This window comes from Prosthecobacter fluviatilis, assembly GCF_055388355.1.
Genome location: NZ_AP043782.1, coordinates 6151603 through 6176600, shown reverse-complemented (window position 1 = coordinate 6176600; position 24998 = coordinate 6151603). Strand labels below are relative to the sequence as shown.

At 62.6% G+C, this 24998-nt stretch carries 18 protein-coding genes; 9 read left to right on the top strand and 9 right to left on the bottom strand.

From position 1 onward, the window contains the following. Positions 1-26: 26 nt before the first annotated feature. From ACZ5WW_RS24185 to ACZ5WW_RS24175, 3 genes are all read right to left on the bottom strand, one after another. Positions 27-1346 (bottom strand): outer membrane protein assembly factor BamB family protein, encoded by a 1320-nt coding sequence (locus tag ACZ5WW_RS24185; protein ID WP_377163783.1) that lies wholly within the window; start codon positions 1344-1346, stop codon positions 27-29. Positions 1347-1420: 74 nt separating this feature from the next. Continuing rightward, positions 1421-2335 (bottom strand): hypothetical protein, encoded by a 915-nt coding sequence (locus ACZ5WW_RS24180; RefSeq protein ID WP_377163781.1) that lies wholly within the window; start codon positions 2333-2335, stop codon positions 1421-1423. A gap of 6 nt (positions 2336-2341) precedes the next feature. After that, on the bottom strand, positions 2342-3592 hold the full coding sequence (locus ACZ5WW_RS24175; RefSeq protein WP_377163779.1) for an OmpA family protein: 1251 nt from the start codon (positions 3590-3592) through the stop codon (positions 2342-2344). A 164-nt stretch (positions 3593-3756) separates the two neighbouring features. On the opposite strand from ACZ5WW_RS24175, the gene ACZ5WW_RS24170 reads away from it, so the two are divergent. The 4 genes from ACZ5WW_RS24170 (at position 3757) to accC (ending at position 7757) form a co-directional block, all read left to right on the top strand. After that, positions 3757-4668, top strand: coding sequence for a PfkB family carbohydrate kinase (locus ACZ5WW_RS24170; RefSeq protein WP_377163777.1), 912 nt, complete (start codon positions 3757-3759; stop codon positions 4666-4668). Positions 4669-4796: 128 nt separating this feature from the next. Then, complete coding sequence (menB, locus tag ACZ5WW_RS24165; RefSeq protein WP_377163775.1) at positions 4797-5609, top strand: 1,4-dihydroxy-2-naphthoyl-CoA synthase; 813 nt, start codon at positions 4797-4799, stop codon at positions 5607-5609. A gap of 105 nt (positions 5610-5714) precedes the next feature. Further along, the gene (accB, locus tag ACZ5WW_RS24160; RefSeq protein ID WP_377163773.1) at positions 5715-6296 is read left to right on the top strand and encodes an acetyl-CoA carboxylase biotin carboxyl carrier protein; all 582 of its coding nucleotides are present in this window, start codon (positions 5715-5717) and stop codon (positions 6294-6296) included. Between the two features lie 105 nt (positions 6297-6401). Next, positions 6402-7757 (top strand): acetyl-CoA carboxylase biotin carboxylase subunit, encoded by a 1356-nt coding sequence (gene accC / locus ACZ5WW_RS24155; RefSeq protein WP_377163771.1) that lies wholly within the window; start codon positions 6402-6404, stop codon positions 7755-7757. Positions 7758-7840: 83 nt separating this feature from the next. Here accC and lepB read toward each other — a convergent pair whose 3' ends face one another. The 4 genes from lepB to lepA all read right to left on the bottom strand — a co-directional run bounded on the left by lepB (position 7841) and on the right by lepA (position 12675). Next, positions 7841-9061 (bottom strand): signal peptidase I, encoded by a 1221-nt coding sequence (lepB, locus tag ACZ5WW_RS24150; RefSeq protein ID WP_377163769.1) that lies wholly within the window; start codon positions 9059-9061, stop codon positions 7841-7843. 84 nt (positions 9062-9145) lie between these two features. Then, on the bottom strand, positions 9146-9550 hold the full coding sequence (locus tag ACZ5WW_RS24145) for an ACT domain-containing protein (RefSeq protein ID WP_377163767.1): 405 nt from the start codon (positions 9548-9550) through the stop codon (positions 9146-9148). Further along, the gene (locus tag ACZ5WW_RS24140) at positions 9547-10695 is read right to left on the bottom strand and encodes a histidine decarboxylase (protein WP_377163765.1); all 1149 of its coding nucleotides are present in this window, start codon (positions 10693-10695) and stop codon (positions 9547-9549) included. Before ACZ5WW_RS24140 ends, ACZ5WW_RS24145 begins: the two co-directional genes overlap by 4 nt. Before the next feature lie 183 nt (positions 10696-10878). After that, a complete protein-coding gene (lepA, locus tag ACZ5WW_RS24135; RefSeq protein WP_377163763.1) occupies positions 10879-12675 on the bottom strand; it encodes a translation elongation factor 4 in 1797 nt (598 codons plus the stop codon). A gap of 103 nt (positions 12676-12778) precedes the next feature. On the opposite strand from lepA, the gene ACZ5WW_RS24130 reads away from it, so the two are divergent. After that, complete coding sequence (locus ACZ5WW_RS24130) at positions 12779-13075, top strand: 4a-hydroxytetrahydrobiopterin dehydratase (RefSeq protein WP_377163761.1); 297 nt, start codon at positions 12779-12781, stop codon at positions 13073-13075. Positions 13076-13093: 18 nt separating this feature from the next. Here ACZ5WW_RS24130 and ACZ5WW_RS24125 read toward each other — a convergent pair whose 3' ends face one another. Further along, on the bottom strand, positions 13094-15604 hold the full coding sequence (locus tag ACZ5WW_RS24125) for an Amuc_1098 family type IV pilus outer membrane protein (RefSeq protein ID WP_377163759.1): 2511 nt from the start codon (positions 15602-15604) through the stop codon (positions 13094-13096). 211 nt (positions 15605-15815) lie between these two features. On the opposite strand from ACZ5WW_RS24125, the gene ACZ5WW_RS24120 reads away from it, so the two are divergent. From ACZ5WW_RS24120 to ACZ5WW_RS24105, 4 genes are all read left to right on the top strand, one after another. Then, positions 15816-16799, top strand: a complete 984-nt coding sequence (locus ACZ5WW_RS24120; protein ID WP_377163757.1) for a malate dehydrogenase — start codon at positions 15816-15818, stop codon at positions 16797-16799. 95 nt (positions 16800-16894) lie between these two features. Continuing rightward, entirely contained in the window at positions 16895-18307 is a 1413-nt protein-coding gene (locus ACZ5WW_RS24115; RefSeq protein WP_377163755.1) for a DUF1501 domain-containing protein, read from the top strand. A 64-nt stretch (positions 18308-18371) separates the two neighbouring features. After that, entirely contained in the window at positions 18372-21473 is a 3102-nt protein-coding gene (locus ACZ5WW_RS24110; RefSeq protein ID WP_464694193.1) for a DUF1553 domain-containing protein, read from the top strand. Beyond that, positions 21470-22879: a DUF1501 domain-containing protein gene (locus ACZ5WW_RS24105; RefSeq protein ID WP_377163751.1), complete on the top strand. Its 1410-nt coding sequence runs from the start codon at positions 21470-21472 to the stop codon at positions 22877-22879. The genes ACZ5WW_RS24110 and ACZ5WW_RS24105 overlap by 4 nt, the downstream gene beginning before the upstream one ends. Before the next feature lie 85 nt (positions 22880-22964). On the opposite strand, the gene ACZ5WW_RS24100 is transcribed toward ACZ5WW_RS24105, so the two are convergent. Then, positions 22965-24560: a hypothetical protein gene (locus ACZ5WW_RS24100; protein ID WP_464694192.1), complete on the bottom strand. Its 1596-nt coding sequence runs from the start codon at positions 24558-24560 to the stop codon at positions 22965-22967. Between the last annotated feature and the right edge of the window lie 438 nt (positions 24561-24998).

Sequence of the window (24998 nt, the reverse complement as noted above, 5' to 3'; positions counted from 1 at the left end):
ACGACACTCGTGAATTATGAGGTGTCTCACTCCCCGATGCAATACAGCGTCTTCGCGGAGCGCAGAAAGAGCTGCCCGTTGCTGATGGCAGGAGTGGCGCTGCGGTCGGAGGTGTCGCCTTCGATCGTGTTGCGGGAGATGAGTTCAAACTTGGGGCCGAGCTTGACCACGAGCACCTCGCCACGGCGGCCCATGTGGTAGAGGTGGCCGTTGGCGACGACGGGAGAGGCGTAGTCACCTCCTCCGCCACCGCCGCGACGTCCGCCGCCGAATCCTTGACCACCGCCACTGCTGGGGGCAGCCGTGCCGCCTTCGATGCGTTCGCTGTAAATCTCCGCACCCGTTTTCGCATCGCGACAGGTGGCGATGGAGCCGCTGATCCAGTAGAGGCGGTCTTCCCAAAGAATGGGTGTGGCGATGCGCGAGCCGTTGGGGCCGGTCCAGAGGGTGTTCGTGGCGCTGACGTCGCCTTTGCCGCCAGCCTTGATGGCCACGGAGCCGCCGCCGCGTTCGCTCATGGCATAGACAGCGCTGCCATCCGTCACGACGCTGTTGCACACAGAGTCGCTCTGCAGGCCGGTGGCGTACCAGCGCAGCTTGCCGGTGTCGGGATTGAAGCCCCACACCTCTCCAGGCACGGCAATGGCAAGATCAGCTCCGGCGAGAACGGGAGTGCCCCAGGTGCCGGCAAATCCTTCAGAGGGAGCCTTCCAGAGCTGCTTGCCGGTGTTTTTGTCAAAGCCATACAGCGTCTGGCTCTCCACCAGCGCGGGCACGATGAGGATGTCTCCATGCAGGATGGGGCTGGAGGCGCTGCCCCAGTTGCGGCGGTCGTCCCAGTCACCCACATCCGCCTGCCAGAGCGGCTTGCCCTCCAGGTCAAAGGCATGCACGCCGGATTTGCCGAAGAAGGCGAAGACGCTTTTGCCATCCGAGACCGGCGTGTGGCTGGCGTAGCCGTTCTGGGCAAACATGCCGCCGTAGGGCTCTTCAGGCTGCTTGGCGGGAACCGATTTGTCCCAGAGGATCTTGCCGGTGGTGCGGTCCACGCAGACGAGATGGCGCTTCAAAGCCGTGATATCTCCCGCCGACTGTGGACCATCGGTGGCGTAGCCGCTCCAGCAGGTGACGAAGATGCGGTCTCCCACCACGATGGGGCTGGATGAACCCGGGCCGGGCAGCGCGGTCTTCCACTTGAGGTTTTTGGTGGCGCTCCACTCCACCGGCACCGGCTTGTCATCCGGGGCGATGCCGCTGCCGTTCGGCCCGCGAAAGCGCGCCCAGTCCGCAGCAGTGGCGGCGAATGTGGAGGACAGCAGAACCAGCAGAGAAAAGCGCGTGATCATGAGCGCATGCAACCCGGCTTCGGGGTGGTGGTTGCGCGGCAGAGCGCGAATCGTCGGCGGATTTGAGAGCGGGCTCAGACGACCGTCTGCCTGATGGCAAGCTCGCGCGCCTGCTCCACCCAGCGCTCACGGCGAATGCGGTCTTTGAAGGCGAGGCGTGCGGAGACCTCTTTGACGTGGTCGTCATCCCAGGCGGCAATCTGCGCATGCGTGTAGACGCCCAGCTCATGCAGCCGCTGCTCCAGCACGGAAGAGATGCCTTCAATCACGGTGAGGTCGTCCGTTTTTTCGGGCCGGGACTTGTAGATGAAGCCGAGCTTGGGATCGAGCGCTGAGTCAGACTGTGGCGTGAGCTTGATCTCGGGCTGAGGCTGAAATTCCACCTCGGGCAAGGCGGGCAGCAAGAGCTCGGTCAGGGGAGGAAGAAGGGCCGCAGGCGGCAGTCCTTCAGAAAGGGCAGGCTCATCTGCCCCTGTCTCAGGCGTGCCCTTGGCATGCGGAGCAGAGATGATGGCGGCGAGGGCCGACTCATGCGGGACCTGAGGCAAGGCCTCTGCGGGAGGAGACTCTGCCATGCCTGCAGGCGGCGGTTCTGGCGCCGGGGCTTGCTCCGCTGGGCTGGCCTCACTCGCGGGCGCGGCAGGGGCGGCTGGCGGTGGGATGTCTTGCCCAGAGGGGGCTTCTGCCGCGCGGGCAGGCGCGTTCTCTTTTTTGGGCATGTAGATGACCTCGGTGGCCATCGGCACTGCAGGCCCCGAGTGGATGGAGTGGTCCCCCACCTTGCGCTTCAGGCTGGCAATTTCATCCTTCAGTGAGGAGGCCTCTCCGAGGAGCAGGCGCGTCTGGCGCTTGTAACGCCCCCAGGTGGCGTAGCCAAAGAGCAGCCCCACAACAAAAAAGACGCTCCCCAGCACGCAGACAAAGGCACCGCTGTGCATGAGCATGTAGAACAGCGGCTCGGTGGAGAGGGATTCAAAGTCGAATTTCATGGACAGTTATTTGATGAGGAGCTCGACACAGCGCGGGCTGGCAGGAGCCGCAGGCGAGCCGGCGGGCACGGGGTCAAACACCACAGCCTGCATGTCTGCGGTGGGCGCACCCTGCTCCACGAGGAAGGACATCACGGCATTGGCACGCGCCTTGCAGAGGTCTTTCTCGGCTTTCTCAGGCCCGGCGGGATCTGGATGGGCGCCGATGACCAGCCCGAGCCCCGGCCCGGCAGCCAGCAGTGCAGGTGCCAGCGTGACGAGCTTGATCTGCTCTTCGGGCTGGAGCTGTGCAGAGCCCGGCTCAAAAACGATCACACACCCGCGCAAGGTCTCGCGCATGGACTCGAGGGTGGCGGCAGGCAGCTTTGACTGAGGCTGAAACCCTGGAAAATGGTAGAGCGAGGGCATCAGCGTGAACTTCGCCTCCACCTTGGCGGAGCCGGTGACCGGCCGCAGCAATGCCAGCCACACGCTTTCCAACTGACGCGTGGCCATGCCTGTGAGGTGCGGGATGCCGTCGCTCCGAATGTCAAAAGACCGAGGCGGCGGCAGGCTGAAAAAGCTATTCACAAAGGCCGTGAGCTGCTCTGGCCTGGCAAAGGGTGCGGGGAGCACATGCGGGCTGGCTTTCAGCGCGGCGGGGTCCACCTCCCTGGCTCCGGCCACTTCTGCGAGTGTCGCCACGAGCTCCTGCTTCAGGGCCGTGTCTGGCAGCAGGCCGCTGAGCACGATGGCCCCTTCCCTGGCGTGGATGTGGAGCTCCGCCGGCACTCGCAGGGTTTCGATGATGGGCTTGAGCAGCGGGCTGCCTGCGCCCAGCGGCGGCCTGACTCCCTCCGGCCATTTCACCTCAGGTACGGCGTGCAGGTCGTGGGTGTCGATGACGAGATCAGGACGCAGATCCTCAAGAAGGCGGCTCACCTGGCCGATCTCTTCGCTGTCAGGAAACCAGCCGCTGAGGCGGAGTGTGCCTGCGTCCAGTCTGGCATGGAGGCTGGCTGGCACGACGATGCCCTCTGCGGCAGTCTGCAGCCGCAGGGGCACGAGCGTGCGGATGGCGGCCAGCGCCTTGTCACGCGCAGGTGGGTCGGGGGCCTCCCCCCTGACGGCGATGTCGAAAAAGCGCAATTCCACCACGGGGTCGCGCACTCCGGCGGCCTTCAGGCGGTCCACGGCCTGCTGGGTGAGCCCAGGGAGGTTGTCACGGCAAAAAAGCCAGGCATGCACCCCCGTGGCCACAGGCAGGAGGATCAGCATGAAAAAACAAAGACCGAGGCGCATGAAAGTGTGGCGGAGTGGCAATTGACACCGGGGAGGTGGAACCGATACTCCGCGTCCCCGCTGGCGGCAGCACCGTTAAAGTTCGCCGCCAGTGAGGCAAGGACTAACTGTTTCACCTTATCTAACCAAAATACACGCCCATGTCAGTCGTCATCGCCGGAACCGTCGCCCTCGACAATGTCAAAACCCCGCAGGACTCGCAGGAAAACCTGCTGGGAGGTTCCGCCAGCTATGCAGCGCTGGCAGCCAGCATCTTCTGCCAGCCCATCCATCTCGTGGGAGTCATCGGGCATGATTTCCCCAAGCCGCACCTCGACATGCTGGCCTCCCGTGGCATCACCCTGGACGGGTTGGAGCGCAGCGATGGCGAGTCCTTCACCTGGACCGGCGAGTACCATGAGGACATGAACAACCGCACCACGCACAAGGTGGGCATCAACGTGCTGGAGCAGTGGCAGCCCAAGCTCCCTGCCGCAGCCAAAGCCGCCAAAGTCGCCGTGGCCGCCAACATGAGCCCGGACAACCAGATGCAGATGCTGGACCAGATCCAGGCGGACTTCGTCACCGCAGACACCATGGATCTGTGGATCAGCATCGCCAATGAGCGCCTGCACGATGTGCTCAAGCGCATCGACCTCCTGGTCATCAACGACGGCGAGGCCAAGGAATTTGCGGGCACGACCAACCTCGTGGAAGCCGGACGCCGACTGCAGGCCAAGGGCCCGCGCTTTGTCATCGTCAAGCGAGGCGAGCACGGCAGCTTCCTCTTTGGCGAAAAGCCGGAGGAGTTCTTTGCCTGCTCCGCCTACCCGCTGCACAACGTGTTTGACCCCACCGGCGCAGGCGACTCCTTCCTCGGCGGCCTCTCCGGCTGGCTGGCAGCGAATGGCAAGACCAAGCCCACCTTTGAAGACCTCAAGACCGCCGTCGTGCACGGCAGCGTCACCGCCAGCTACACCTGCGAAGCCTTCAGCACCCACAAGCTGCAAACCGTGACTCTCGCAGACATCGCCGCACGTATCTCAGAGCTGCGTACTTATACAAACTTCTGAGTTTGCCATGGTTGGCCGTAGTTTGCAGTGGTTTGCGATTGTTCCCAAGCCACCGCAAGCAAGCCTCTGGAGGCCCGGCCAACAACTGCAAACCATCGCCAACAACTGCCAACCACCGCAAACTCCCCATGTGGACCCCCATCAAGACCTTCAAGGACATCAAGCTGGAAAAGACCAGCGACGGCATCGCCAAGATCACCATCAACCGGCCCAAGGTGCGCAATGCCTTCCGCCCGCTGACGGTCAAGGAGATGCTGGAGGCCTTTGACATCGTGCATGAGGACCGGGACGTGGGCGTGATCATCCTCTGCGGCGAAGGCCCCCTGGCCTTCTGCTCAGGCGGCGACCAGAAGGTGCGCGGAGACGCAGGCTACATCGGCGATGATGGCGTACCGCGCCTGAACATCCTGGACGTGCAGCGGAAGATCCGCACCCTGCCCAAGCCCGTGGTGGCCATGGTGGCCGGTTACGCCATCGGCGGCGGCCACGTGCTGCACGTGGTGTGTGACCTGACCATCGCCGCAGACAATGCACGCTTTGGCCAGACCGGACCGAAGGTGGGCAGCTTTGACGGCGGCCTGGGCTCCAGCTACCTGGCCCGCATTGTGGGCCAGAAGAAGGCCCGCGAAATCTGGTACCTCTGCCGCCAGTATGACGCCAAGCAGGCGCTGGAAATGGGGCTGGTAAACACGGTGGTGCCGCTGGACCAGCTCGAAGAGGAGACGCTGAAGTGGTGCCGCGAAATGCTGCAGCACTCCCCGCTGGCCATGCGCTGCCTCAAGGCCGCGCTCAACGCCGACTGCGACGGCCAGATGGGCCTGCTGGACCTGGCCGGAAACGCCACGCTGCTCTACTACATGAGCGAAGAGGCCAAGGAGGGCAAAAACGCCTACGTGGAAAAAAGGAAGCCTGATTTTTCCAAATTTCCGCGAGTTCCCTGAAAGGTACGGAAAGATTCGAACTTAAAAGTCAAGGCCGCCTTTATGGTTGCCACATCTGGCTGAGTTTGTATGATCGTGCCCGTTCGTTGACACACTCTCCCCGACATGGCCAAACGCACCAAATCCAAACCCGCCGCCTCCGCCCCCTCTTCTTCATCGTCCACCTCGAACGATCTCAATCAGATTCGTGAGATCGTCCAGCTGATGGCTGGGAACGATGTTTCCTATTTCTACAGCGAGCGCAACGGAGCCAAGCTTGAGCTTCGCCGTGGTTCCGACCTTGAAGCAGTGAAAGACCTGCTTCAGAGCCTGCCCATCTCCTCCGGCGCCCCGATCAGCTACGCTCAGGCTCCGGCCCCGAGCCTGGCCCCGGCGCCAGCGCAGCCTGCGCCTGCCGCAGCATCTCCTGCCGCACCGGCAGCAGGCGCTTCCGCACCTGAGGCCGTGGGTCCCACCATCAATTCCCCGATGGTGGGCACCTTCTACCGCAGCTCCGCCCCCGGAGAAAAAGCCTTCGCCAATGTAGGCGACCATGTGGATGAAAACACCACCGTCTGCATCATCGAGGCCATGAAGGTCATGAATGAAATCAAGCCTGAAGGCGTGCGTGGCACCATCGCCCGCGTGCTGGTGGAAGACGGCAAGCCCGTCCAGTACGGCCAGCCCCTCTTTGAGTTGAAAGCCTGATTTCCGCCCTCCCTGCCACTGATCTCCTGATGCCCTGGCACTACCGGGCCCGGCTCAAGCCAGCAGCCGGGCCTGCCAGACCTCCACTCCCTCTCTAGCGCTCTCATGTTCAAAAAAGTCCTCGTTGCCAACCGTGGTGAAATCGCCCTCCGCGTCATCCGTGCCTGCAAAGAACTCGACGTCAAAACCGTCGCCGTTTATTCCGAAGCCGATGTCGATTCGATGCACGTTCACCTCGCCGATGAAGCCATCTGCATCGGCCCAGGCCCCAGCACCGAGAGCTACCTGAAAATGAGCCGCATCATCAGCGCGGCGGAGATTGCCAATGTGGACGCCATCCACCCCGGCTACGGCTTCCTCTCCGAGAAGGCCGAGTTTGCCGAAGTGTGCGCCCAGTGCAAAATCAAGTTCATCGGCCCGTCCGCCCGCGTCATCAGCATGATGGGTGACAAGAACGTGGCTCGCGAGACGGCCCTGAAGGCAGGCATGCCCATCACCCCCGGCTCGGACGGCATCATTCAAACGGAGGAGGAGGCCCTCGAATGGGCACGCAAGATCGGCTACCCCGTCATGGTCAAGGCCAGTGCAGGCGGTGGCGGGCGCGGCATGCGCCCGGTGCTCAATGAAGCCACGCTGCGGTCCAGCTTCCAGGCGGCCTCGTTGGAAGCCCTCAAATGCTTTGGCGACGGCTCCATGTACATGGAGAAGCTCGTCGAAAAGCCCCACCACATCGAGTTCCAGGTGGTGGCAGACTCCCACGGCAACGTCGTTCACCTCGGTGAGCGCGACTGCTCCATGCAGCGCCGCAACCAGAAGATCATCGAGGAGTGCCCCTCCCCCAAGATCTCCGCCAAAATGCGCAAGCGCATGGGCGACGCCACGGTGAAACTCTGCAAGGAGATCGGCTACGAGAACTGCGGCACCATCGAGTTCCTCGTGGATAACAAGTGCGAGAACTTTTACTTCATGGAGATGAACACCCGCATCCAGGTGGAGCACCCCATCACCGAAGAAGTGTATGGCTGCGACCTGATCAAGGAGCAGATCCGCATCGCCGCAGGCCTGCCGCTGAGCGAGCACGTGGTGGACGCCCAGCCTCGCGGCCATGCCATCGAGTGCCGCATCAATGCGGAAGATCCTGCCCGCAACTTCACCCCCAGCCCCGGCAAGATCAACCTCTGGTACACCTCCGGCGGCCGTGGCGTGCGCGTGGACACCCACGTCTATTCCGGCTATGCTGTGCCACCCTATTATGACTCGATGATCGCCAAGCTCATCGTCACCGGAGCCACGCGTGACATCGCCATCCGCCGCATGCGCCGCGCACTGGGTGAGTTCACGGTCGAAGGCATCAAGACCACGATCCCGCTGCAGAGCCAGATCCTGACCACCTCGGACTTCCAGAACGGACAGTACGACATCACCTGGGTGGAAAACTTCCTGCGCCAGCAGGGCCTGTAAAACGGCTGAATTTCGCGAAGCGGGGAAGGCCCATCAGCCTTCCCCGTTTTTTTGTGCAAACGTCCCAGCCTGGGGCGGGGCCTCTAGCGGATCAGGCCCCAGTTTCTTCCCAACGGGAAGTAGCAGAACAGTCCGGGCCCCACGAGATTGCGCTCCGGCACGGCTCCCCAGTAGCGGCTGTCCGAGCTGTTGTAGCTGTTGTCCCCCATGGCCCAGTATTCGCGCAGGGCATCGCGGTTGCTCAGCTCACGCACCGTGCCTTCAGAAAGGAACCCAAAGTTGCCGTAACCCCTGTAGCTGCCCTCCTTGGCAGCCACACGCTTCATGCCAGACTCCTCGGCGGGCTTGCCGTTCACCCACAGCTCGGGAGATTTGACTTCGAGCCGGTCTCCGGGCACGCCCACGAGCCGCTTGATGTAATGCTGAGAGCCTTCCTCAACGCTCACCCGCATGTAGGGGCTGCGGATGTTCTTGGTGGTGAAAACGAACACCTCGCCCCGTGTGGGGCGGCGGAAGTTGTAGGCAAATTTGTTCACCAGCACATGGTCCCCGGTGTCCAGGGTGCCGCGTGCCAGCAGCTGCCCTTCGGTGACGTAGGTGCCGCCTGACTGCCCGATCTTTTGCTCCACTTGTGCATCTGGGGTGATGTTCTGACCGTCCGCGCTGACGGGGAGATTCAGGTAGCGCTGCATGCCCAGATTAAAACCGTCCGGGTCGGTGGCCAGCTGGCGCATGGGTGCCCAGATCCACTGCGTGCCGCCGTCTTCAAAATGCAGGCGGCAGTGCGCGAAAAAGCCGAGGTAGCTGTGCTCCGTCAGAGGAGGCCCGTCTTTCCGCAGGAAACCCGAACGACTGGCCACCACATTGTAGTAGCTGCGACCGGCCACCCAGTCCTTGCAGCGGACAAACAGATTGGGTGTCACATCCTGGTCGGTGTGATTCGCGACCAGCCCATACAGAGTCGGCTGCATGGAGCCGGTGGGAATCTTGAACGGCTGCGCAATGTAGCTGCGAATGCCAAGCGCGATGACGATGGCGACAAAGAACACCTCCACATTTTCGCCGATGTCCGAGTGCTCCTCATGCGGCAGCGCTTTCTCACAGGCCTTGTTGATCTCATCATTCAAGGTGCTGATGAGCGCCTTGTCCCGGGCGCGCATGGCATCCTCCAGGCGGCTGCGCAGGGCGGTGATCTCGTCCAGCTTTGCCTGGGGCAGAATATCACGCTTGTAGTTGATGAAGCGTGTCACGCCCTTGTGCAGGAGCTTGGCGTGCTTGAGGTAGCGTGGGGTGAGGAAAAACATGGGGTGGGAACCGGTGCCTGATACTAGAAGGCGGCGCGCAATGCTCAAGTGCCGTCGTCGTTTCTGCGCTGATTTGCCACGGCCTCAGCCTCGTGGCTCCACCACGAGCACATCTCGCAGCACTTCGGCGGCTCGCGCATTGTCAGAGCATACGAGGCTCGCGGTGGTACTGGCAGCGTCCCGCCGCAGGATGTGCATGGAGCGCAGGTCCAGCCCGGCATCCCGGAGTCTCAGGGCCACGGTGGCAAGCGCCCCCGGCCTGTCCTCCAGCCGCACCAGCAGCGTGTCCTGGGTGATGACGCGGAAGCCGGCGTCGCTTAGCACACGCAGCGCCTCGTCGTACCGGTCCACGCTCATCACCACGATGCCGTGGTCCTCCACACTTTCGACATCGATCTCCTCGATGTTGATGCCGCTGCGGGCCAGAGCGGTGGTGAGCTTGGCGGCGATGCCGAGCTCGTTCGGCACAAGGACGGTGAGCTGTTTCATGGGTGGCGCAGGGGGCAGAGTTTCAATGCAGCGGCAAAATCTGCCACAAAGGCGTCGATGGTGGCCCGTGTGACGTGTGGCATCACGATCAGGTGGCCGATGTTTTTGCGCGGGGCGATGATCCACTTCTCCATCATGGAGGGCGGAGGCTTGGGAAACACCACGGTGACGGAGTTCGGATGCCGCCAGGCCTCGATGCCATGCGCGAAAAAACGCTGCACGGCGTATTCAGCATGGCCGAGGCAGGTCTGCACCATGTCCCGCAGCCCCTCCTCTCCGAGCGTTCGCAGCCGGTGCCACAGCAGCAGCGGTGAAAAGGCGCTGCGTGAACCTGCGATGGTGGTGTCCAAAGCACCGATGTACTCGATGGAGCGAGCAATGCGGTCCACGTACGCCTTGCGCGCCAGAACCACGCCGCACGGCACGGGCGCACCGAGCATCTTGTGCCCGCTGATGGAAATGCTGTCTGCACCATGCGCAAAATTCCACGGCTGCGGCGCATCCACAAAAGGCAGGATCATACCGCTGAGCGCGGCATCGGCATGGATGTAGGCGTTCCCGATGGCGAGATCCTCCAGGATCTCCCGGATCTTTGCCAGATCATCCACCGCGCCCTTCATGGTGGTGCCGATGTTGGCAAAGAGGATCGGCGGCACATCGCGGTGGATGCGCAGCGTCTCACGCAGGTCGGTGTAGTCCATCTGACCGTCCGGCTGGCTTTTGATCATGATGTTGCGCGTGTGCTGCAGCCTCAGCACCTTGGCCACGCTGTAGTGTGTGTCCTCGCTGAAGTAGCAGATGCCGTCCGGGTACAGCTCCCTTGCCACATAGAGGCCGTACATGTTGCCCTCGGTGCCGCCGCTGGTCACATAGCCCCACCATTCCCCCTCAGGCGCATGGGTGAAGCGCGCAAAGTCCGCCAGCACCTCGCGCTCAAACTCCATGGTGTTCAGGCGGTAGTTCGTGCGATGAAAAGGGTCGCCCACATTGTTGATGCTGAACTCCAGAAACCGGAAGAGCTCCGAGTAGTCAAACGCCTGATTCGTCGGATACCCCACATTGCGCAGGCTGGCCTCGCACAGCCGCTCGTGCAAGGCATCGAGCCGCTGCTGGTCTGCCGGTGAAAGGCTGTTTGGTTGCGCCACATGAGAGAAAACGCCGCAGGCGGAGCCGGCGTTTCCATGGTTTTCAGAGCAGTGCTCAAAATTCCGCCCAAACACAGGGTGGCTTGCCCGCCCCCATTGGCTGGGTCAGGCGCTTGCCAGCGGCTTTTCAAGGGGGGAGGGACTGGGCGCAGAAGCTGATTTCGCAGCCTCTCCGCAAGCGCCTCAGTTCGTCTTCAGCACCTCGATGAAGGCTTCCTGCGGGATGTTCACCTTGCCGATGGCCTTCATCTTTTTCTTACCTTCCTTCTGCTTGTCCAGAAGCTTGCGCTTGCGGGAGATGTCACCGCCGTAGCACTTGGCGGTCACGTCCTTGCGCAGGGCGCTGATGCTTTCGCGAGCGATGATCTTGCCACCGATGGCGGCCTGAATGGCGACAACGAAGAGCTGCTGGGGAATGACCTCCTTGAGCTTGGCGCAGAGCTGGCGGCCGCGGCTTTCGGCCTTGCTGCGGTGCACGATGCAGGAGAAGGCGTCCACGGGGTCGCCAGCGATGAGAATGTCCATCTTCACCAGCTCAGCGGGCTCGTAGCCGGCGTGCTCGTAGTCCATGCTGCCGTAGCCGCGGGTGATGGACTTGAGCTTGTCATTGAAGTCCACCAGGATCTCATTCAGCGGCAGCACGGTGTGCAGCAGCACACGGCGGTCGTCCAGCGTTTCGGTGTTGTTCACCACGCCGCGCTTGTCCATGACGAGCTGCATCATGTCGCCGATGTGCTCATTCGGGATCATGATGTTCACCTTCACCATCGGCTCGCGGATTTCGTCGATCTCCTGCGCGGAGGGGAGGAAGCAGGGATTGTCCACCTCCATCTCGGTGCCGTCGGTCTTGCGGACCTCATAAATGACAGACGGGTAGGTGGAGATGACGTCCATGTCGAACTCACGGCGCAAACGCTCCTGCACGATCTCCATGTGCAGCAGGCCCAGAAAGCCGCAGCGGAAACCGAAACCGAGCGCGGCAGAGCTTTCCGCCATGAAGGTGAAGGCGGCGTCATTGATCTGGAGCTTGCCCACGGCGAGCTTGAGAGCCTCGAAGTCGTCCGTGCTCACGGGATAGATGCCACTGAAGACCAGTGGATGGATTTCCTTGAAGCCGGGCAGCGGCTCCGGAGAGGGCTTTTTGGACTCGGTGATGGTGTCGCCGATCTTCACATCCGCCGTGGATTTCACGTTCGCAATGAGATAGCCGACATCACCGGCCTCCAATTTTTCGCAGGTGGTCATCTTCGGACGGAAGATGCCGACGTCCTTGATTTCGTAGTCCAGACCGGTGGACATCATGCGGATCTTCTGCCCACGCACGATGGTGCCGCTCATCACACGCACGTAGCTGACGACACCACGGTAAGCGTCAAACACGGAGTCAAACACCGAGGCGCGGAGGTAGCCGTCGCCCGGGTCCGTAGGTGCCGGCACATAGGCCACGATGGCTTCCAAAATGTCCTGAATGCCGATGCCCATCTTGGCGCTGGCAGGCACGGCCTCGTCCGAGGGGAGCTGGAGAATGTCCTCAAGCTGGCGTTTGCATTTGTCGATGTCAGCGCTGGGCAAATCGACTTTGTTAATGACGGGGATGACGTGCAGGTTTTGCTGCAGGGCGAGATTGAGATTCGCCACGGTCTGGGCCTCCACGCCCTGGCTGGCGTCGATGAGGAGGAGAGCCCCCTCACAGGCGGCGAGCGAGCGGCTGACCTCATAGCTGAAGTCCACGTGCCCGGGGGTGTCCAGCAGGTTGAGCTTGTACATCTGCCCGTCCTTCGCCTTGTAGTTCATGCACACCGGGTGGGCCTTGATGGTGATGCCGCGCTCGCGCTCCAGGTCCATCGCGTCAAGAAGCTGATCTTGCTGCTGGCGCACCGTGATGGTCTGGGTGAATTCCAAAAGACGGTCGGAGAGCGTGGTCTTCCCGTGGTCAATGTGGGCGATGATGGAGAAATTGCGGGTGCGGGAGATGGACATTCAGGTGGCTTTGGCGGGAGAGGGCCGTGTATGTAGTCCAGAGGAGGAAAGAAAGCAATTCCGATGCTTGCTGCTTGTTTTGAGCCGTCCGATGGTCCCAGCCATGAAGCCAGAGCTTTTAAGCGAATCCGCCGTCCTGCAGCAGATGAGCGCTCTGCCCCACTGGCAGGTGGAAGGCAGGGAGCTGGTCAGGGAGTTTCGCTTTCCAAGCTATCTGGCAGGCATTGAATTCGTCAGGCGTGTCGCAGCGCTGGCCGAGGCCCTGAACCACCACCCGGACATGCTCGTCGGCTGGCAAAAGGTCGCGGTGCGGCTGACCACACACAGCGCTGGCGGCCTGACGCGGCTGGACTTTGAGCTGGCAGGCCAGATCACAGCCGCCGAGGCTGCGCCTGCCTGAAGCGCCTGAAGAAAGGTTTTAGGGGGCCACAGCCGCCGTGTCACGGCTTACCTTGCGGCCGGAGGGGTCCACCACGTCCACGGTGACGAAGATGATGACATTCTTCGTGTCCGTCTGCTTGGTGTTGCTCTTGAACAGCCGACCCACGACGGGCAGATCTCCCAGAATGGGAACTTTGTCCTCGACCATGGTACGATTCTGAATCTTGACCCCGCCCAGCACCACTGTGGCGCCGTCATAGACTTTGACTGCGGTGCTCACCTTCTGGACCTTGAAGATCGGCTGCAAAATTTTGTTGGGGGTGATCAGTTCGTCTGGCGAGCTCAGAGGAAGATACCCGGTGGTGCCGCTGGCGAGCTGGAAAGGCAGCACACTCAGGCTGGCAGGCACATAGATGGGCGAGCCATAATTCACAAACCCCTGAAACTCAGTGAGCTCCGGTGCAATGGTAAGCTCCACCGTGCGGCCATCTTCTGAAATCACAGGCTCCACTTCCACCTGGACCCCGGTTTTTCTCATTTCAAAAGCCGTGGGCGTGGTCGGCGTGGCAATCATCTGCGGCTGAGCACCGCCGATTCGGATACGGCCACCACCCTGCGGCAGTCTGGGCGGGTCAAACTCAGTGGGATAAATGAACTCCTGGGTCACCTCAGCGACAGCCTTCAGGCCGCTTTTGGTAGTCACACTTGGGGAGGCGTTGATGTCCACCCCCTTTTTCTGAGCAAGCGCACGCAGGACGGTCTGAAATTGGGGATTGGTGAACACCCCGGCAATCGAGAGAGCCCCCGGAGCCACATTTTTGGTTGCAGTGACCGACCCCGTCTGGAGCAGATTGTCAAGAGAGTTTGCCGTAGTCGCGAAGTCACCGGAGCGAAGGCCTGCGGTGATGGGCCCGCCACCGTAGGGGAATGGCGCCGTGGTGCCTTCCGGTACGGGTCCGGCAAATGCTCCGGAGGCTGGAAGGGAGGGAAACACCTGCTCACCACCCACCGTGAGTGCGGGAACGACATAGGGGGTGTTGAAAGGATAGTTGCCCGGCACGGTGGGGGTGCCATTTCCGGCACTGCCCCCGCCGATGAAGACGTTGCCATTGGTCCCTGCTGCACCCATGAGCCAGTCAAACCCCAGCTCCTCAAGGTTCTTCTGATTGACCTCCAGCATGCGCACATGGATGACGGCCATTTTTGGCGAAGCCTTGGTCGCTTCTTCGACGATCATTTCCACCGTCTCCATGTTGGCGATGGTGTTGCGAACCGTCAGCGTGTTGTTGGACGCATTGTAGCTGGCGCTGGTGCCCTCAGGGAAGGTCACCCCGCGTGTTTCGAGGAACTCTTTCGCCCCAAGGCGGCGGATGATGAGACCGCCACCACCGCCACCGGCCGGAGCTTGGCTGGCAAAAGGATCTGTCGGCGGTGCAGCTCCGGGGTCGCCGCCGGGAGCGTTCTGAATAAAGTCAGGCGGCACCCGGAAGGAGCGGGTGACGATCGCGCTGTTGCGCTCGCTGAGGGAGACAAACGTAACGGCGTGTTCGTCCACCTTGTAGGAGACATCGCACATCTCGCTGACGTAGCGCAGCAGCTCCTCCATGGGGACCTTGAGGAGATTCAGGCTGACGGTTTTGCTGCGGGCCTCAGACGGCACACTGACGACAAAGCTGATCCCCCTGCCCTCGGGGTCCAGGTCACGGCTGCGGACACGCAGCAGCTCGACAACTTCTTCAAGGGTGGCACCGTCAAATTCGACCTTGGGAAAGGTGATGGAGCGCAGCTTCTGCCTGATCCTGTCGCTGCCAGTCTGCTGATTGGCGAGGGAGGCCGAGCCGGCCCCAAACAGAGAGCTGCGGTCCAGGTGTGTGAGAGGCACAGGGTCTTCCCATGTCTGGGTCACCTGGTTGAGCATCTTGGAACGCTGATGATTGTAGGCGCTCCTGTAGTATTTTTGCTTTTCCTGCTCGGCAGTTTCCATGCCGCGCCGGGCGGCGCTGTTGGTGGAGTCGATTCGCAGAACATCCTGGTAAGTGGCAATGGCCTTGTCCAGGTCTCCCAGCTGAAGGAACGAGCCGGCCTTGAGCAGCATCGCCTGCACCGCACCCACGTTGTCCACATGCTTTGCCGTCAGGGCAGGCGGGAAGCGATCCGGGTCTGCGAGGCGTGTCTTGAGAGAGAGCACACGTTCATCTTTGGGCGCGACCTCGGGTGCCAGCAGCTTGTCGAGCACCTTGCCGGCGGCGGCCAGGTCTCCCTTGGCGGCCAGTTCCTGGGCCACCAGGCAGCCAGCCACCACACAGCCGTTGCGTGCGGCCATGCGTGATTCCTGGGCGAGCGGGATATTGGGCAGCGCCTTGTAGGACTCTTCAAAAACGGTCAGAGCTTCGGCCGCCTTTTCCTGATCGATCAGCTGATAACCGCGCTCGATTTCGGTGTTCAGGGTGTTCACCTGAATCGCCCGGCGGCGCGCCTCTGCCTGGGCCATGGCCGAGACTGATTGCGCGCTGGCAGGCATGACCGCGTTTCCACCTAAAATAATCATCAAACACGCAGCAGCACCGCGAGTGAGCAGGCGGCATGGCAACACGGATTCAGGATGTTTCGGGAAAGGCTGCAGGAGCATCAAAGTTAGGAAAAATCGAATTTATAACAGGACTCCGTCTTCCGCCCAAGCATTTTCTGCCATGATTCTCAGCCCGCAGTTGCCCTCCCGCCGCATCTTGCTCTTGTGACTCTCCCATCCCCAATCATCCATGGCCAAAGCACCCATCAAAGTCGCAGTCACCGGCGCCGCCGGTCAAATCGGTTACGCCCTCCTTTTCCGCATCGCCTCCGGAGCCATGTTTGGCCCGGACCAGCCGGTGATCCTCCAGCTCATTGAGGCTCCCTTTGAGAAGCCGCTGGCCGCCCTCGCCGGCGTGGCCATGGAGCTGGATGACTGCGCCTTCCCCCTCCTGAAGGGCATCGTGCAGACCTCCGACGCCAGCGTGGGCTTCAAGGACGCCAACTGGTGCCTCCTCGTGGGTGCCAAGCCCCGCGGTCCCGGCATGGAGCGCGCCGACCTCCTCAAGGACAACGGCAAAATCTTCATCGAGCAGGGCAAGATCATCGACGCCGTGGCTGCCGACGACGCCCGTGTGGCTGTGGTGGGCAACCCCGCCAACACGAACTGCATGATCGCCGCCTCCCAGGCCAAGCGCCTGACGCCGGACCGCTTCACCGCCATGGTGCGCCTGGACCAGAACCGCGCCCAGACCCAGCTGGCCCAGAAGGCCGGTGTGGACCTCACGGAGGTGAAGGACATCTTCATCTACGGCAACCACAGCCCGACGATGTTCCCCTCCTTTGCCCACGCCACGATCGGTGGCAAGGCAGCCGCCGACGTCATCAATGACAAGGCCTGGCTGGAAGGTCCTTTCCTTGAAACCGTTGGCAAGCGTGGTGCGGCCATCATCGCCGCCCGTGGCGCCTCCTCCGCCGCCTCCGCTGCGAACGCCCTCGTCGATCACGTCCGCTCCCTCGTCACCCCAGGTGCGATCCATTCCATCGCGGTGAAGAGCAACGGCCTCTATGGCTTCGATCCTGAAGTTTGGGCCGGCATGCCTGTGCGCACCACCACCCCGGGTGCCTACGAGGTCATCACCAGCTACGAAATGGACGACTTCGCCAAGTCCAAGATCGCCGCCACCAACAAGGAGCTCGTCGATGAGCGCTCCTTCGTGGCCTCCATGCTGTAATACAGCCCCAGAGCAATCACGAGGCGGCACCTTTGCGGGTGCCGCTTTTTTGTGCCCTCGTGAAGAATCCCCCTCCCCGCCGACGTTAAGGCAGCATGTTCTCTTCACGGCGCGATTTTCTTCAGACCACTGGCTGTGGCTTTGGCTACCTGGCCTGGCAGGCCATGGCGCAGAGTCAGGCGGCGCTGGCAAACCCGCTCGCGATCAAAAAGCCGCACCATCAGCCCAAGGCCAAGCGCGTCATCTTTCTCTTCATGCAGGGCGGGGTGAGCCACGTGGACTCCTATGACTACAAGCCGCGCCTCTTCAAAGACGACGGCAAGATCATCGAGGTGGCGGATTCCCGCTCCGTCGCCAAGACCGGCAAAGGCGCGCTGCAGCGGGTGATGAAGCCGCTCTGGGACTTCAAGCAGCACGGTGAAACCGGCCGCTGGGCCTCCAATCTCTTTCCCCACATCAACCAGCATGTGGACGACCTCTGCTTTCTCCACGGCATGCACACGGAGGGCGTGGCTCACGGCCCCGCCACCCTCTTCATGCACACCGGCACCACCAGCAACATCCGCCCGAGCATGGGCTCCTGGGTGATGTACGGCCTGGGCGCTGAAAACGAAAACCTCCCGGGCTTCATGACGATCAGCCCGAGCCTCGGCAACGGTGGTCCGCGCAATTACGGCAATGCCTTCCTGCCCGCCGTCTTCCAGGGCACTCCCGTGGGCCGCTCCGGCCAGCCCGCGAAGGAATCGACCATCAAGAACATCACCAACGCCATCTGGACGCCTGAGCAGCAGCGCAAGCAGTTCGGCCTCCTCAGCGCGCTGAATGGCGAGCAGGCCGCCCGCGCCATGCCCGGAGACACGGACATCGACGCCGTGATCCGCAGCTACGAACTGGCGTGGCGCATGCAGAACAACGCCCCCGGCGCCATGGACATCGGTGGTGAGTCGGAGGCCACGCTCAAGCTCTACGGCATCAACGAAAAGCCCACCGACAACTTCGGCCGCCAGTGCCTCATGGCCCGCCGCATGGCCGAGCAGGGCGTGCGCTACATCCAGGTGAACTACGGCGACAACTCCAACAACCCCGCCTGGGATCAGCACTCCAACCTGCCCAAGCATGGCGACCACGCCGCCGCCGTGGACAAACCTATCGCAGGGCTGCTTTACGATCTCAAACAACGCGGGCTTCTGGAGGATACCATCGTGTGGTGGGGCGGCGAATTTGGCCGCACTCCGTATGCCGAGAAAAACGGCACCGGCCGCGACCACAACCCGCTCGGCTTCACCGTCTGGGTGGCAGGCGGCGGCTTCAAGCCTGGCTATGCCCACGGCATGACTGACGACATCGGCCACATGGCGGTGGATGACAAAGTGCACATGCACGACCTGCACGCCACCATCCTGCACCAGCTCGGCCTCGACCACGAAAAGCTCACCTTCCGCCACGCCGGCCGCGACTTCCGCCTGACGGATGTGCACGGCCATGTGGTGAAGGAAGTGCTGGCGTAAAACGAATTTCCAAATTCGTTTGCCCCGGCGGTACAAAACCCCGCCCGCAGAGCGTCTTCCTCGCATGGGCATCGGCCGCATGCGTTTCATCCACTTCACGATCTTGATGCTCGTGGGTGGAGCGTGCGCCTCCGCAGCGACAGAGCCCAGGCTCCGCTTCAATCAGGACATCCGCCCCATCCTTTCGAACAAATGCTTCCGCTGCCACGGCTTTGATGAAAAGGGGCGCAAGGGCGATCTCCGCCTGGACCAGCGGGAGGTGGCCATCGCCACCCGTGATGGCACGCAGGCCATCGTTCCAGGCAAGCCGGAGCAGAGCGCCGTGATGCAGCGCATCCTCACCACGGATGCAGACGACCTCATGCCGCCGCCGGATTCCAAGCTCTCGCTGACCGACGCGGAGAAGCAGACACTGCAGCGCTGGATCGCCGAGGGAGCGGAATACGAAGCGCACTGGTCGCTGATTCCTCCCAGAAGTGCCGCGCTGCCGGAGGTGCAGGACAAGGCATGGCCGCGCAATGAGATCGACCGCTTCATCCTCGCACGGCTTGAAAAGGAGTCGCTGCATCCCAGCCCGGAGGCCACGCGCGAGACATTGCTGCGGCGCGTGAGCCTGGACCTCACCGGCCAGCCGCCCACGCTGCAGGAGCTGGCACACTTTCTCTCCGACACCAGCGGCAAAGCCTACGAGCATGCCGTGGACAGCCTGCTGACCTCCAAACATTACGGCGAGCGCATGGCCGTGGAGTGGCTGGATGCCGCGCGCTACGCGGACACCAACGGCTACTTTGGCGACAAGACCCGCAGCACGTGGCCGTGGCGGGACTGGGTGATCGACGCCTACAACCGCAACCTGCCCTTTGACCAGTTCACCATCGAGCAGCTCGCAGGCGATCTGCTGCCGAATGCGACCACGGCGCAGCGCATCGCCACCGGTTTCAACCGCAATCACATGGCCAACAACGAGAGCGGCATCATCGATGAGGAGTACCGCGTGGAGTATGTGGCCGACCGCCTGGAAACCACCGCTGCTACGTGGATGGGCCTCACCATCGGCTGCGCACGCTGCCATGACCATAAGTATGATCCCATCACGCAGCGTGAGTTCTACCAGCTCTTTGCCTTCTTCAACAACCTGCCCGAGTCCGGCCTCATCAAGACCGACAATCCAGCACCGCTGCTCAGCGTTCCCACCCCGGATCAAGAACGCGAACTGCAGCGCCTGACCACGGCCACCCAGCAGGCGGAAGAAGCCTTCACCCCATTAGCAAAGGCGCTGCAGCAGCAGATTGCAGACTGGGAAAAAACGGCGCAGGCAGAGCTGAAGCCCTCACCGGCAGGCAGGCTGATCGCGCATTTCCCGTTTGAGGGGCAGATCGAGGGTCGTCACCTCGGCACCAGCCTCGTGTTTCAGAGCGGCATCCTCGGCCAGTCGTCCAAGTTTGACGCAACGCAGCATGTGGAGTGGGCCGGTGCTTTTGACACAGATGCCGCGTGGACGCTCGGCCTGTGGCTCTCGGCCGACACATCGCTCGCGGGCGTGCTCTCCAAGATCGAGCCCGAGGGCCGCCGTCGCGGGCTGGAGGTCATCTGGCAGAAGGGCCGCTTTCAGATCAATCTCGTCAGCCAGTGGGGCACCGACGCCATCGAGCTCGTGACGCAGGAACCGGCCACTGGCAAAAAATGGCATCATCTGGTAGTGAGTCATGATGGTTCAAAGCGCGCCGCCGGCATGCGGGTCTTCATCGACGGTCAGCCTGTGGCGGTGAAAGTCATGAACGACAGTCTGAAGGGCAGCACGCAGTGCGCCGAGCCGCTGCGCATCGGCAGGCGCGATGCGGGGCTGGGCTTCTACGGCCAGCTCGATGAGCTGCGTCTGCTGCAGCAGCCAGTCACTCCGGAGGCGGTGCAGTCGTGGTTCTGGAGCGAGCGCCTGCGCGGCATCGTGGCCACGCCTTTGGCCAAACGCCCTGCCGCTGACAAAACCCTGCTGCAGGACTGGCATGTGGAGCATCGCGCCGATGCCCGCACACGCACCGCGCACCAGCGCCTGAATGACACCAGGGCCGCCGAGGCCACGCTGCGCGAAAGCATTCCGACCACGCTGGTGATGCAGGAGATGCCAAAACCGCGTGCAGCGCATCTGCTCACACGCGGACAGTATGACCACCCCGCCGAGGAGGTGCAGCCCGGAGTGCCGGCATCGCTTTCCAAATGGCCGCAGGACGCACCGCGCAACCGCCTCGGATTCGCACGCTGGCTTGTCTCAAAGGACAATCCTCTCACCGCGCGTGTGGCGGTGAACCGGCTGTGGATGCAGTGCTTTGGCGAAGGGCTGGTGCGCAGTGTGAATGACTTTGGCTCTCAGGGAGAGGCTCCCAGCCATCCGGAGCTGCTCGACTGGCTGGCGGTGCGCTTCATGCAGAGCGGCTGGGATGTGAAAGCCCTGCTCAAGCTCATGGTCATGAGCGCCACCTACCGCCAGAGTTCTCAATTTTCGGCCAAAGATCCCACTAACCGCCTGCTGGCACGCGGCCCCTCCTTCCGCCTCAGCGCCGAGATGGTGCGAGATCAGGCGCTCGCCGTTTCCGGCCTGCTGGTGTCGAAGATCGGCGGCCCGAGTGTGAAGCCTTACCAGCCGCCTGGCCTCTGGGAAGCCGTGTCCTACAATGGCGAAGAGAGCTATGTGCCGGACAGCAGCGACGGCCTCTGGCGCCGCAGCCTCTACACCTTCTGGAAGCGCCAGTCGCCTCCCCCTGCCCTGCTCACCTTTGACGGACCCACGCGTGAGAAATGCACCGTGCGCCGCACCCGCACCAACACGCCGCTGCAGTCACTGGTGCTGCTGAATGACGAGACCTACATCGAAGCCTCGCGCGCACTCGCCGCATGGTCGCTGGCGCAGCAGGGCGGCGAATCCGAGAAGCTCTCGCTCACTTTCCGCCGGGTACTCTGCCGTGCGCCAGAAGCCGGTGAGCTGGAGCTGCTGCGCAGTCTTTTGAGCCGACAACGCACACGCTTTGCCTCCGAGCCCGAGGCCGCTGCGAAACTGATCGCTGTGGGTGCCTCGCCTCTTGGCAGAACGCTCGATCCCGCCGAGCTGGCCGCGTGGACCGTGACGCTGCACACGCTTTTCAATCTCGACGAAACCATCACACGCCGATGAACGCCGCCCTGATGACCCGCCGTGAGCTTTTTGGCCATGCTTCCTCAGGCATCGGCACCGCCGCGCTGGCCTCGCTGCTGGGCCAGGGGCAGGCGCTGGCCGCGCCGCATTTCGCGCCCAAGGCCAAGCGCGTGATCTACCTCTTCATGCACGGTGGGCCGTCGCAGCTCGATCTGTTTGATCACAAGCCTGGCCTGCAAAAGCTGCACGGCCAGGAGTTCCCCGCCTCCGTGCTCGGAGATCAGCGCCTCACCGGCATGACCAGCGGGCAGAAGAGCAAGCCCATCACCGCGTCGATGTTCCGCTTTCAGCAGCATGGCCAGTCCGGCGCATGGATGAGCGAGTTGCTGCCGCACATGGGCCGCGTGGCCGATGAGATGTGCATCATCCGCTCCATGCACACGGAGGCCATCAATCACGATCCGGGCGTGACGCTGCTGCAGACGGGCCACCAGCAGCCCGGGCGCCCGAGCTTTGGCGCGTGGGCCAGCTACGGCCTCGGCAGCGAGAATGCCAGCCTGCCCGCCTTTGTGGTGCTCATCTCACGCGGCAGCGCCGCGCGCCCTGCCGATCCGCTCTATGCGCGGCTGTGGGGCTCCGGCTTTCTGCCTTCCAATCATCAAGGTGTGAGCTTCCGCAGCAGCGGCGATCCCGTTCTCTATCTCTCCAACCCTCCCGGCATCAGCGCCGCCACACGGCGCGATGAGCTGGACATCATCCAGGCGCTGAACCGCAAACAACTCACGCAGCAGCTCGATCCCGAGATCGACACGCGCATTTCGCAGTATGAAATGGCCTACCGCATGCAGAGCAGCGTGCCGGATCTGATCAGCCTCAAGGACGAGAGCGCCGCCACCTTTGAGGCCTACGGGCCGCAATCACGCGTGCCCGGCAGCTTTGCGGCGAACTGCCTCCTCGCGCGCCGAATGGCGGAGAGCGGCGTGCGCTTCATCCAGCTCTACCATCGCGGCTGGGACCAGCACTACAATCTGCCCAGTGATCTGCGTCTCCAATGCCGCGACATCGACCAGCCCTGCGCCGCGCTCATCAGCGACCTCAAGCAGCGTGGCCTGCTGGACGACACGCTCATCGTCTGGGGCGGCGAGTTTGGCCGCACCACCTACTCCCAGGGCAAGCTGGAGCCCACCAATCACGGCCGCGACCACCATGGCGGCTGCTTCACCATGTGGCTGGCCGGGGGCGGTGTGAAGCCCGGCTTGCAATACGGCGAGACCGACGACTTCTGCTTCAACATCGCCCGCCACCCTGTGCATGTGCATGACCTGAATGCCACGCTGCTGCACCTCCTCGGCATCGACCACGAGCGCCTCACCTACCGCGCCGAAGGCCGCGACTTCCGCCTCACGGATGTGCACGGCCGCGTGCTCAGAGACCTGCTGGCGTAAAACGAATTTCCAAATTCGTTTTGGAAAAGTGAAGCAGGCAGGTGAATCAAAATCCCCTGCCTGCCCCGGCCAAGCTCATGCGCACTCAGCGCAGGTAGAAATCTTTGACGCGCTGAAAGTCATCCTCCGGCAGCATCTCGGCGCGGCCGTCGTTGCGGATGACCACGCGCGTCTCCTTGCCACCGGCGCCTTTGCTGGTGAAAGGAGCCGCCAGCACGATGCTGATGCGCGGCGAGTCCGGAGTCAGTGTGCTGTCGTAGAGCCAGGGCTGGGGTTCCTCGCCCGGCTTGGCGGCCAGCGTGAGCAGCTCGGGTTTGGTGAGGGCGCCGGAGTCGATCAGTTCCTGCAGCTTGGCGGGGTACTTGCCGCCGTGCCCTGCGGCATACGACTTCAGCGCGAGGAGCACCTGACGGCCGTTGCTAAGCGTTTTCGCCTCGGCACCACGCTGCTGTACGGTGCTCAGCGCCGGGACGACCAGCGAGGAGATCACCGCCAGGGAGGTGATGCTGGAGAGTGATCCGGGGTTCATCGCGGGAATGCTGCTGTTGCTGACGTTCAGGACGCCATCCGGCAGATTGGCGTAGCAAAAGGCCTGCGGATAGCGCGCATGGCTGGAGATCATGTTGATCAGAGACACCGCCATTTCATTGGCCGACTTGTCCTTGTCTGTGGATTTGGCGAGGGAGGCTGCAGCCTCGGTCTTCAGGACATCGATCAGGGTCACCATCAGGCGCTTGGAGAGAAACATGCCGCCGTTGCCTTCCGCTGGCATGCCCTGCCACACCCGGGCAAAATCTGGCTGGCTGCTGAGCTTGGCATCCTTGGCCATCACGGCGTCATGGTAGGCCGGACGTGTCGCGATGATGAGGCGGTCACCTGCCGCATCCAGCGTAAAGATGGGCTGGAAGTCCATCGGTGGCGGCCCCATGGGTCCGCGAAAGCGACCCACCACGGCACCGTTGACCTCCTGCACTTCCACCGGCGAGCCCGGCGCCTGAAACATCGGCAGCACCTGTGTTTTGAGCACGTCTTTGATCCAGCCCAGCTTGTCGATCACGATGGCGGCGTTCACCCCCGGAAAGGTCACCGCCGAGCCCGGTGCGGAAAACGTCTGCTCAGGCACCAGCGTGGCAAAGAGGGCCACCCGCACGGAGAGCTTTTCCAGCATCTCGCGGTAGGACATGCCCAGCATCGGCTGCCGGGCGGAGGCCATCGCCTCGATCATGGCCCGCTGCTCCTTCGGGGAAGATTCCAGAATCACCGGCCAGGCCTCAGCCATGAGATCCTTCAGATGCAACGGAAACTCCAGCGCGAGATCCGTGTCCTGCGGGGCCAGGGCGGGGGTCAGCAGGGGCTCCGCCGGTCCTCCGCTCAGCGTAAGAAAGCCTTTCCGGCCTTCGGGCGTGTAGGCAAAGCTGCGGTGGTGATTCAGGCCCTCAGACACCTTGCGCGAGCTCGTCCCGCTGGCCTTGATGGAGTAAAAGCCGGTCAGCGCCATCATCCTCTGAAAGGAAAAATTCGGCGGCAGCTTGGCCTTTTCCTCGGCAGGCATCTTCTTGAAGGCCTCCTCCATAAAGGCGCCCAGCAGCCCGGCCACATTTTCCTCCTCCCCATACGTGAAGGAGGCCCCGCCCACCTCCAGCCTGGAGGCCACCGCCTGGAAATGCGGCGAGCCGCCCATAGAAACGAGCGTGAGCCCGGGACTGCCTGCCGCAGCAGCTGGTTCAGTATTTTTGTTACACTGGGCAAGACCCAGGAGCGCGAGGACAGGAAGAATTCTGAGAATCATGGAGCAGAATGATGCCAAGGACATCAGCAGAATCAATTCCAGAACTGTGGCAAAAATATACCCAACCCCCATCATCAAAGTACTGCATCCCGCTTGCGGTACTGCATTTCGAAGCGTCCCCGCCAGCCCGTGCATCCATCAGCGTACGGCAGGCACAGGGGCGTGCGCACGTCCTCGCAGCGGGCCGGTTTGGCGGAGAGTCCGATGGAATGTGAGGTTGCCTGGGACGCCAAACACGACCGACCTACGGCCAGGGCGCCGTGTCGTTCACCTGTGCGAGAACAGCCCTCGCTGAGACAGAAGTACAGACCCTTTTTCCAATACTCCGGG

Excerpts from the sequence above, each read along its gene's own strand:
- ACZ5WW_RS24185 (WP_377163783.1), bottom strand. The coding sequence starts at position 1,346 with ATGATCACGCGCTTTTCTCTGCTGGTTCTGCTGTCCTCCACATTCGCC.
- ACZ5WW_RS24180 (WP_377163781.1), bottom strand. The coding sequence starts at position 2,335 with ATGAAATTCGACTTTGAATCCCTCTCCACCGAGCCGCTGTTCTACATG.
- ACZ5WW_RS24175 (WP_377163779.1), bottom strand. The coding sequence starts at position 3,592 with ATGCTGATCCTCCTGCCTGTGGCCACGGGGGTGCATGCCTGGCTTTTT.
- ACZ5WW_RS24170 (WP_377163777.1), top strand. The coding sequence starts at position 3,757 with ATGTCAGTCGTCATCGCCGGAACCGTCGCCCTCGACAATGTCAAAACC.
- menB (WP_377163775.1), top strand. The coding sequence starts at position 4,797 with ATGTGGACCCCCATCAAGACCTTCAAGGACATCAAGCTGGAAAAGACC.
- accB (WP_377163773.1), top strand. The coding sequence starts at position 5,715 with ATGGCCAAACGCACCAAATCCAAACCCGCCGCCTCCGCCCCCTCTTCT.
- accC (WP_377163771.1), top strand. The coding sequence starts at position 6,402 with ATGTTCAAAAAAGTCCTCGTTGCCAACCGTGGTGAAATCGCCCTCCGC.
- lepB (WP_377163769.1), bottom strand. The coding sequence starts at position 9,061 with ATGTTTTTCCTCACCCCACGCTACCTCAAGCACGCCAAGCTCCTGCAC.
- ACZ5WW_RS24145 (WP_377163767.1), bottom strand. The coding sequence starts at position 9,550 with ATGAAACAGCTCACCGTCCTTGTGCCGAACGAGCTCGGCATCGCCGCC.
- lepA (WP_377163763.1), bottom strand. The coding sequence starts at position 12,675 with ATGTCCATCTCCCGCACCCGCAATTTCTCCATCATCGCCCACATTGAC.
- ACZ5WW_RS24130 (WP_377163761.1), top strand. The coding sequence starts at position 12,779 with ATGAAGCCAGAGCTTTTAAGCGAATCCGCCGTCCTGCAGCAGATGAGC.
- ACZ5WW_RS24125 (WP_377163759.1), bottom strand. The coding sequence starts at position 15,604 with ATGATTATTTTAGGTGGAAACGCGGTCATGCCTGCCAGCGCGCAATCA.
- ACZ5WW_RS24120 (WP_377163757.1), top strand. The coding sequence starts at position 15,816 with ATGGCCAAAGCACCCATCAAAGTCGCAGTCACCGGCGCCGCCGGTCAA.
- ACZ5WW_RS24115 (WP_377163755.1), top strand. The coding sequence starts at position 16,895 with ATGTTCTCTTCACGGCGCGATTTTCTTCAGACCACTGGCTGTGGCTTT.
- ACZ5WW_RS24110 (WP_464694193.1), top strand. The coding sequence starts at position 18,372 with ATGGGCATCGGCCGCATGCGTTTCATCCACTTCACGATCTTGATGCTC.
- ACZ5WW_RS24105 (WP_377163751.1), top strand. The coding sequence starts at position 21,470 with ATGAACGCCGCCCTGATGACCCGCCGTGAGCTTTTTGGCCATGCTTCC.
- ACZ5WW_RS24100 (WP_464694192.1), bottom strand. The coding sequence starts at position 24,560 with ATGGGCGGCTCGCCGCATTTCCAGGCGGTGGCCTCCAGGCTGGAGGTG.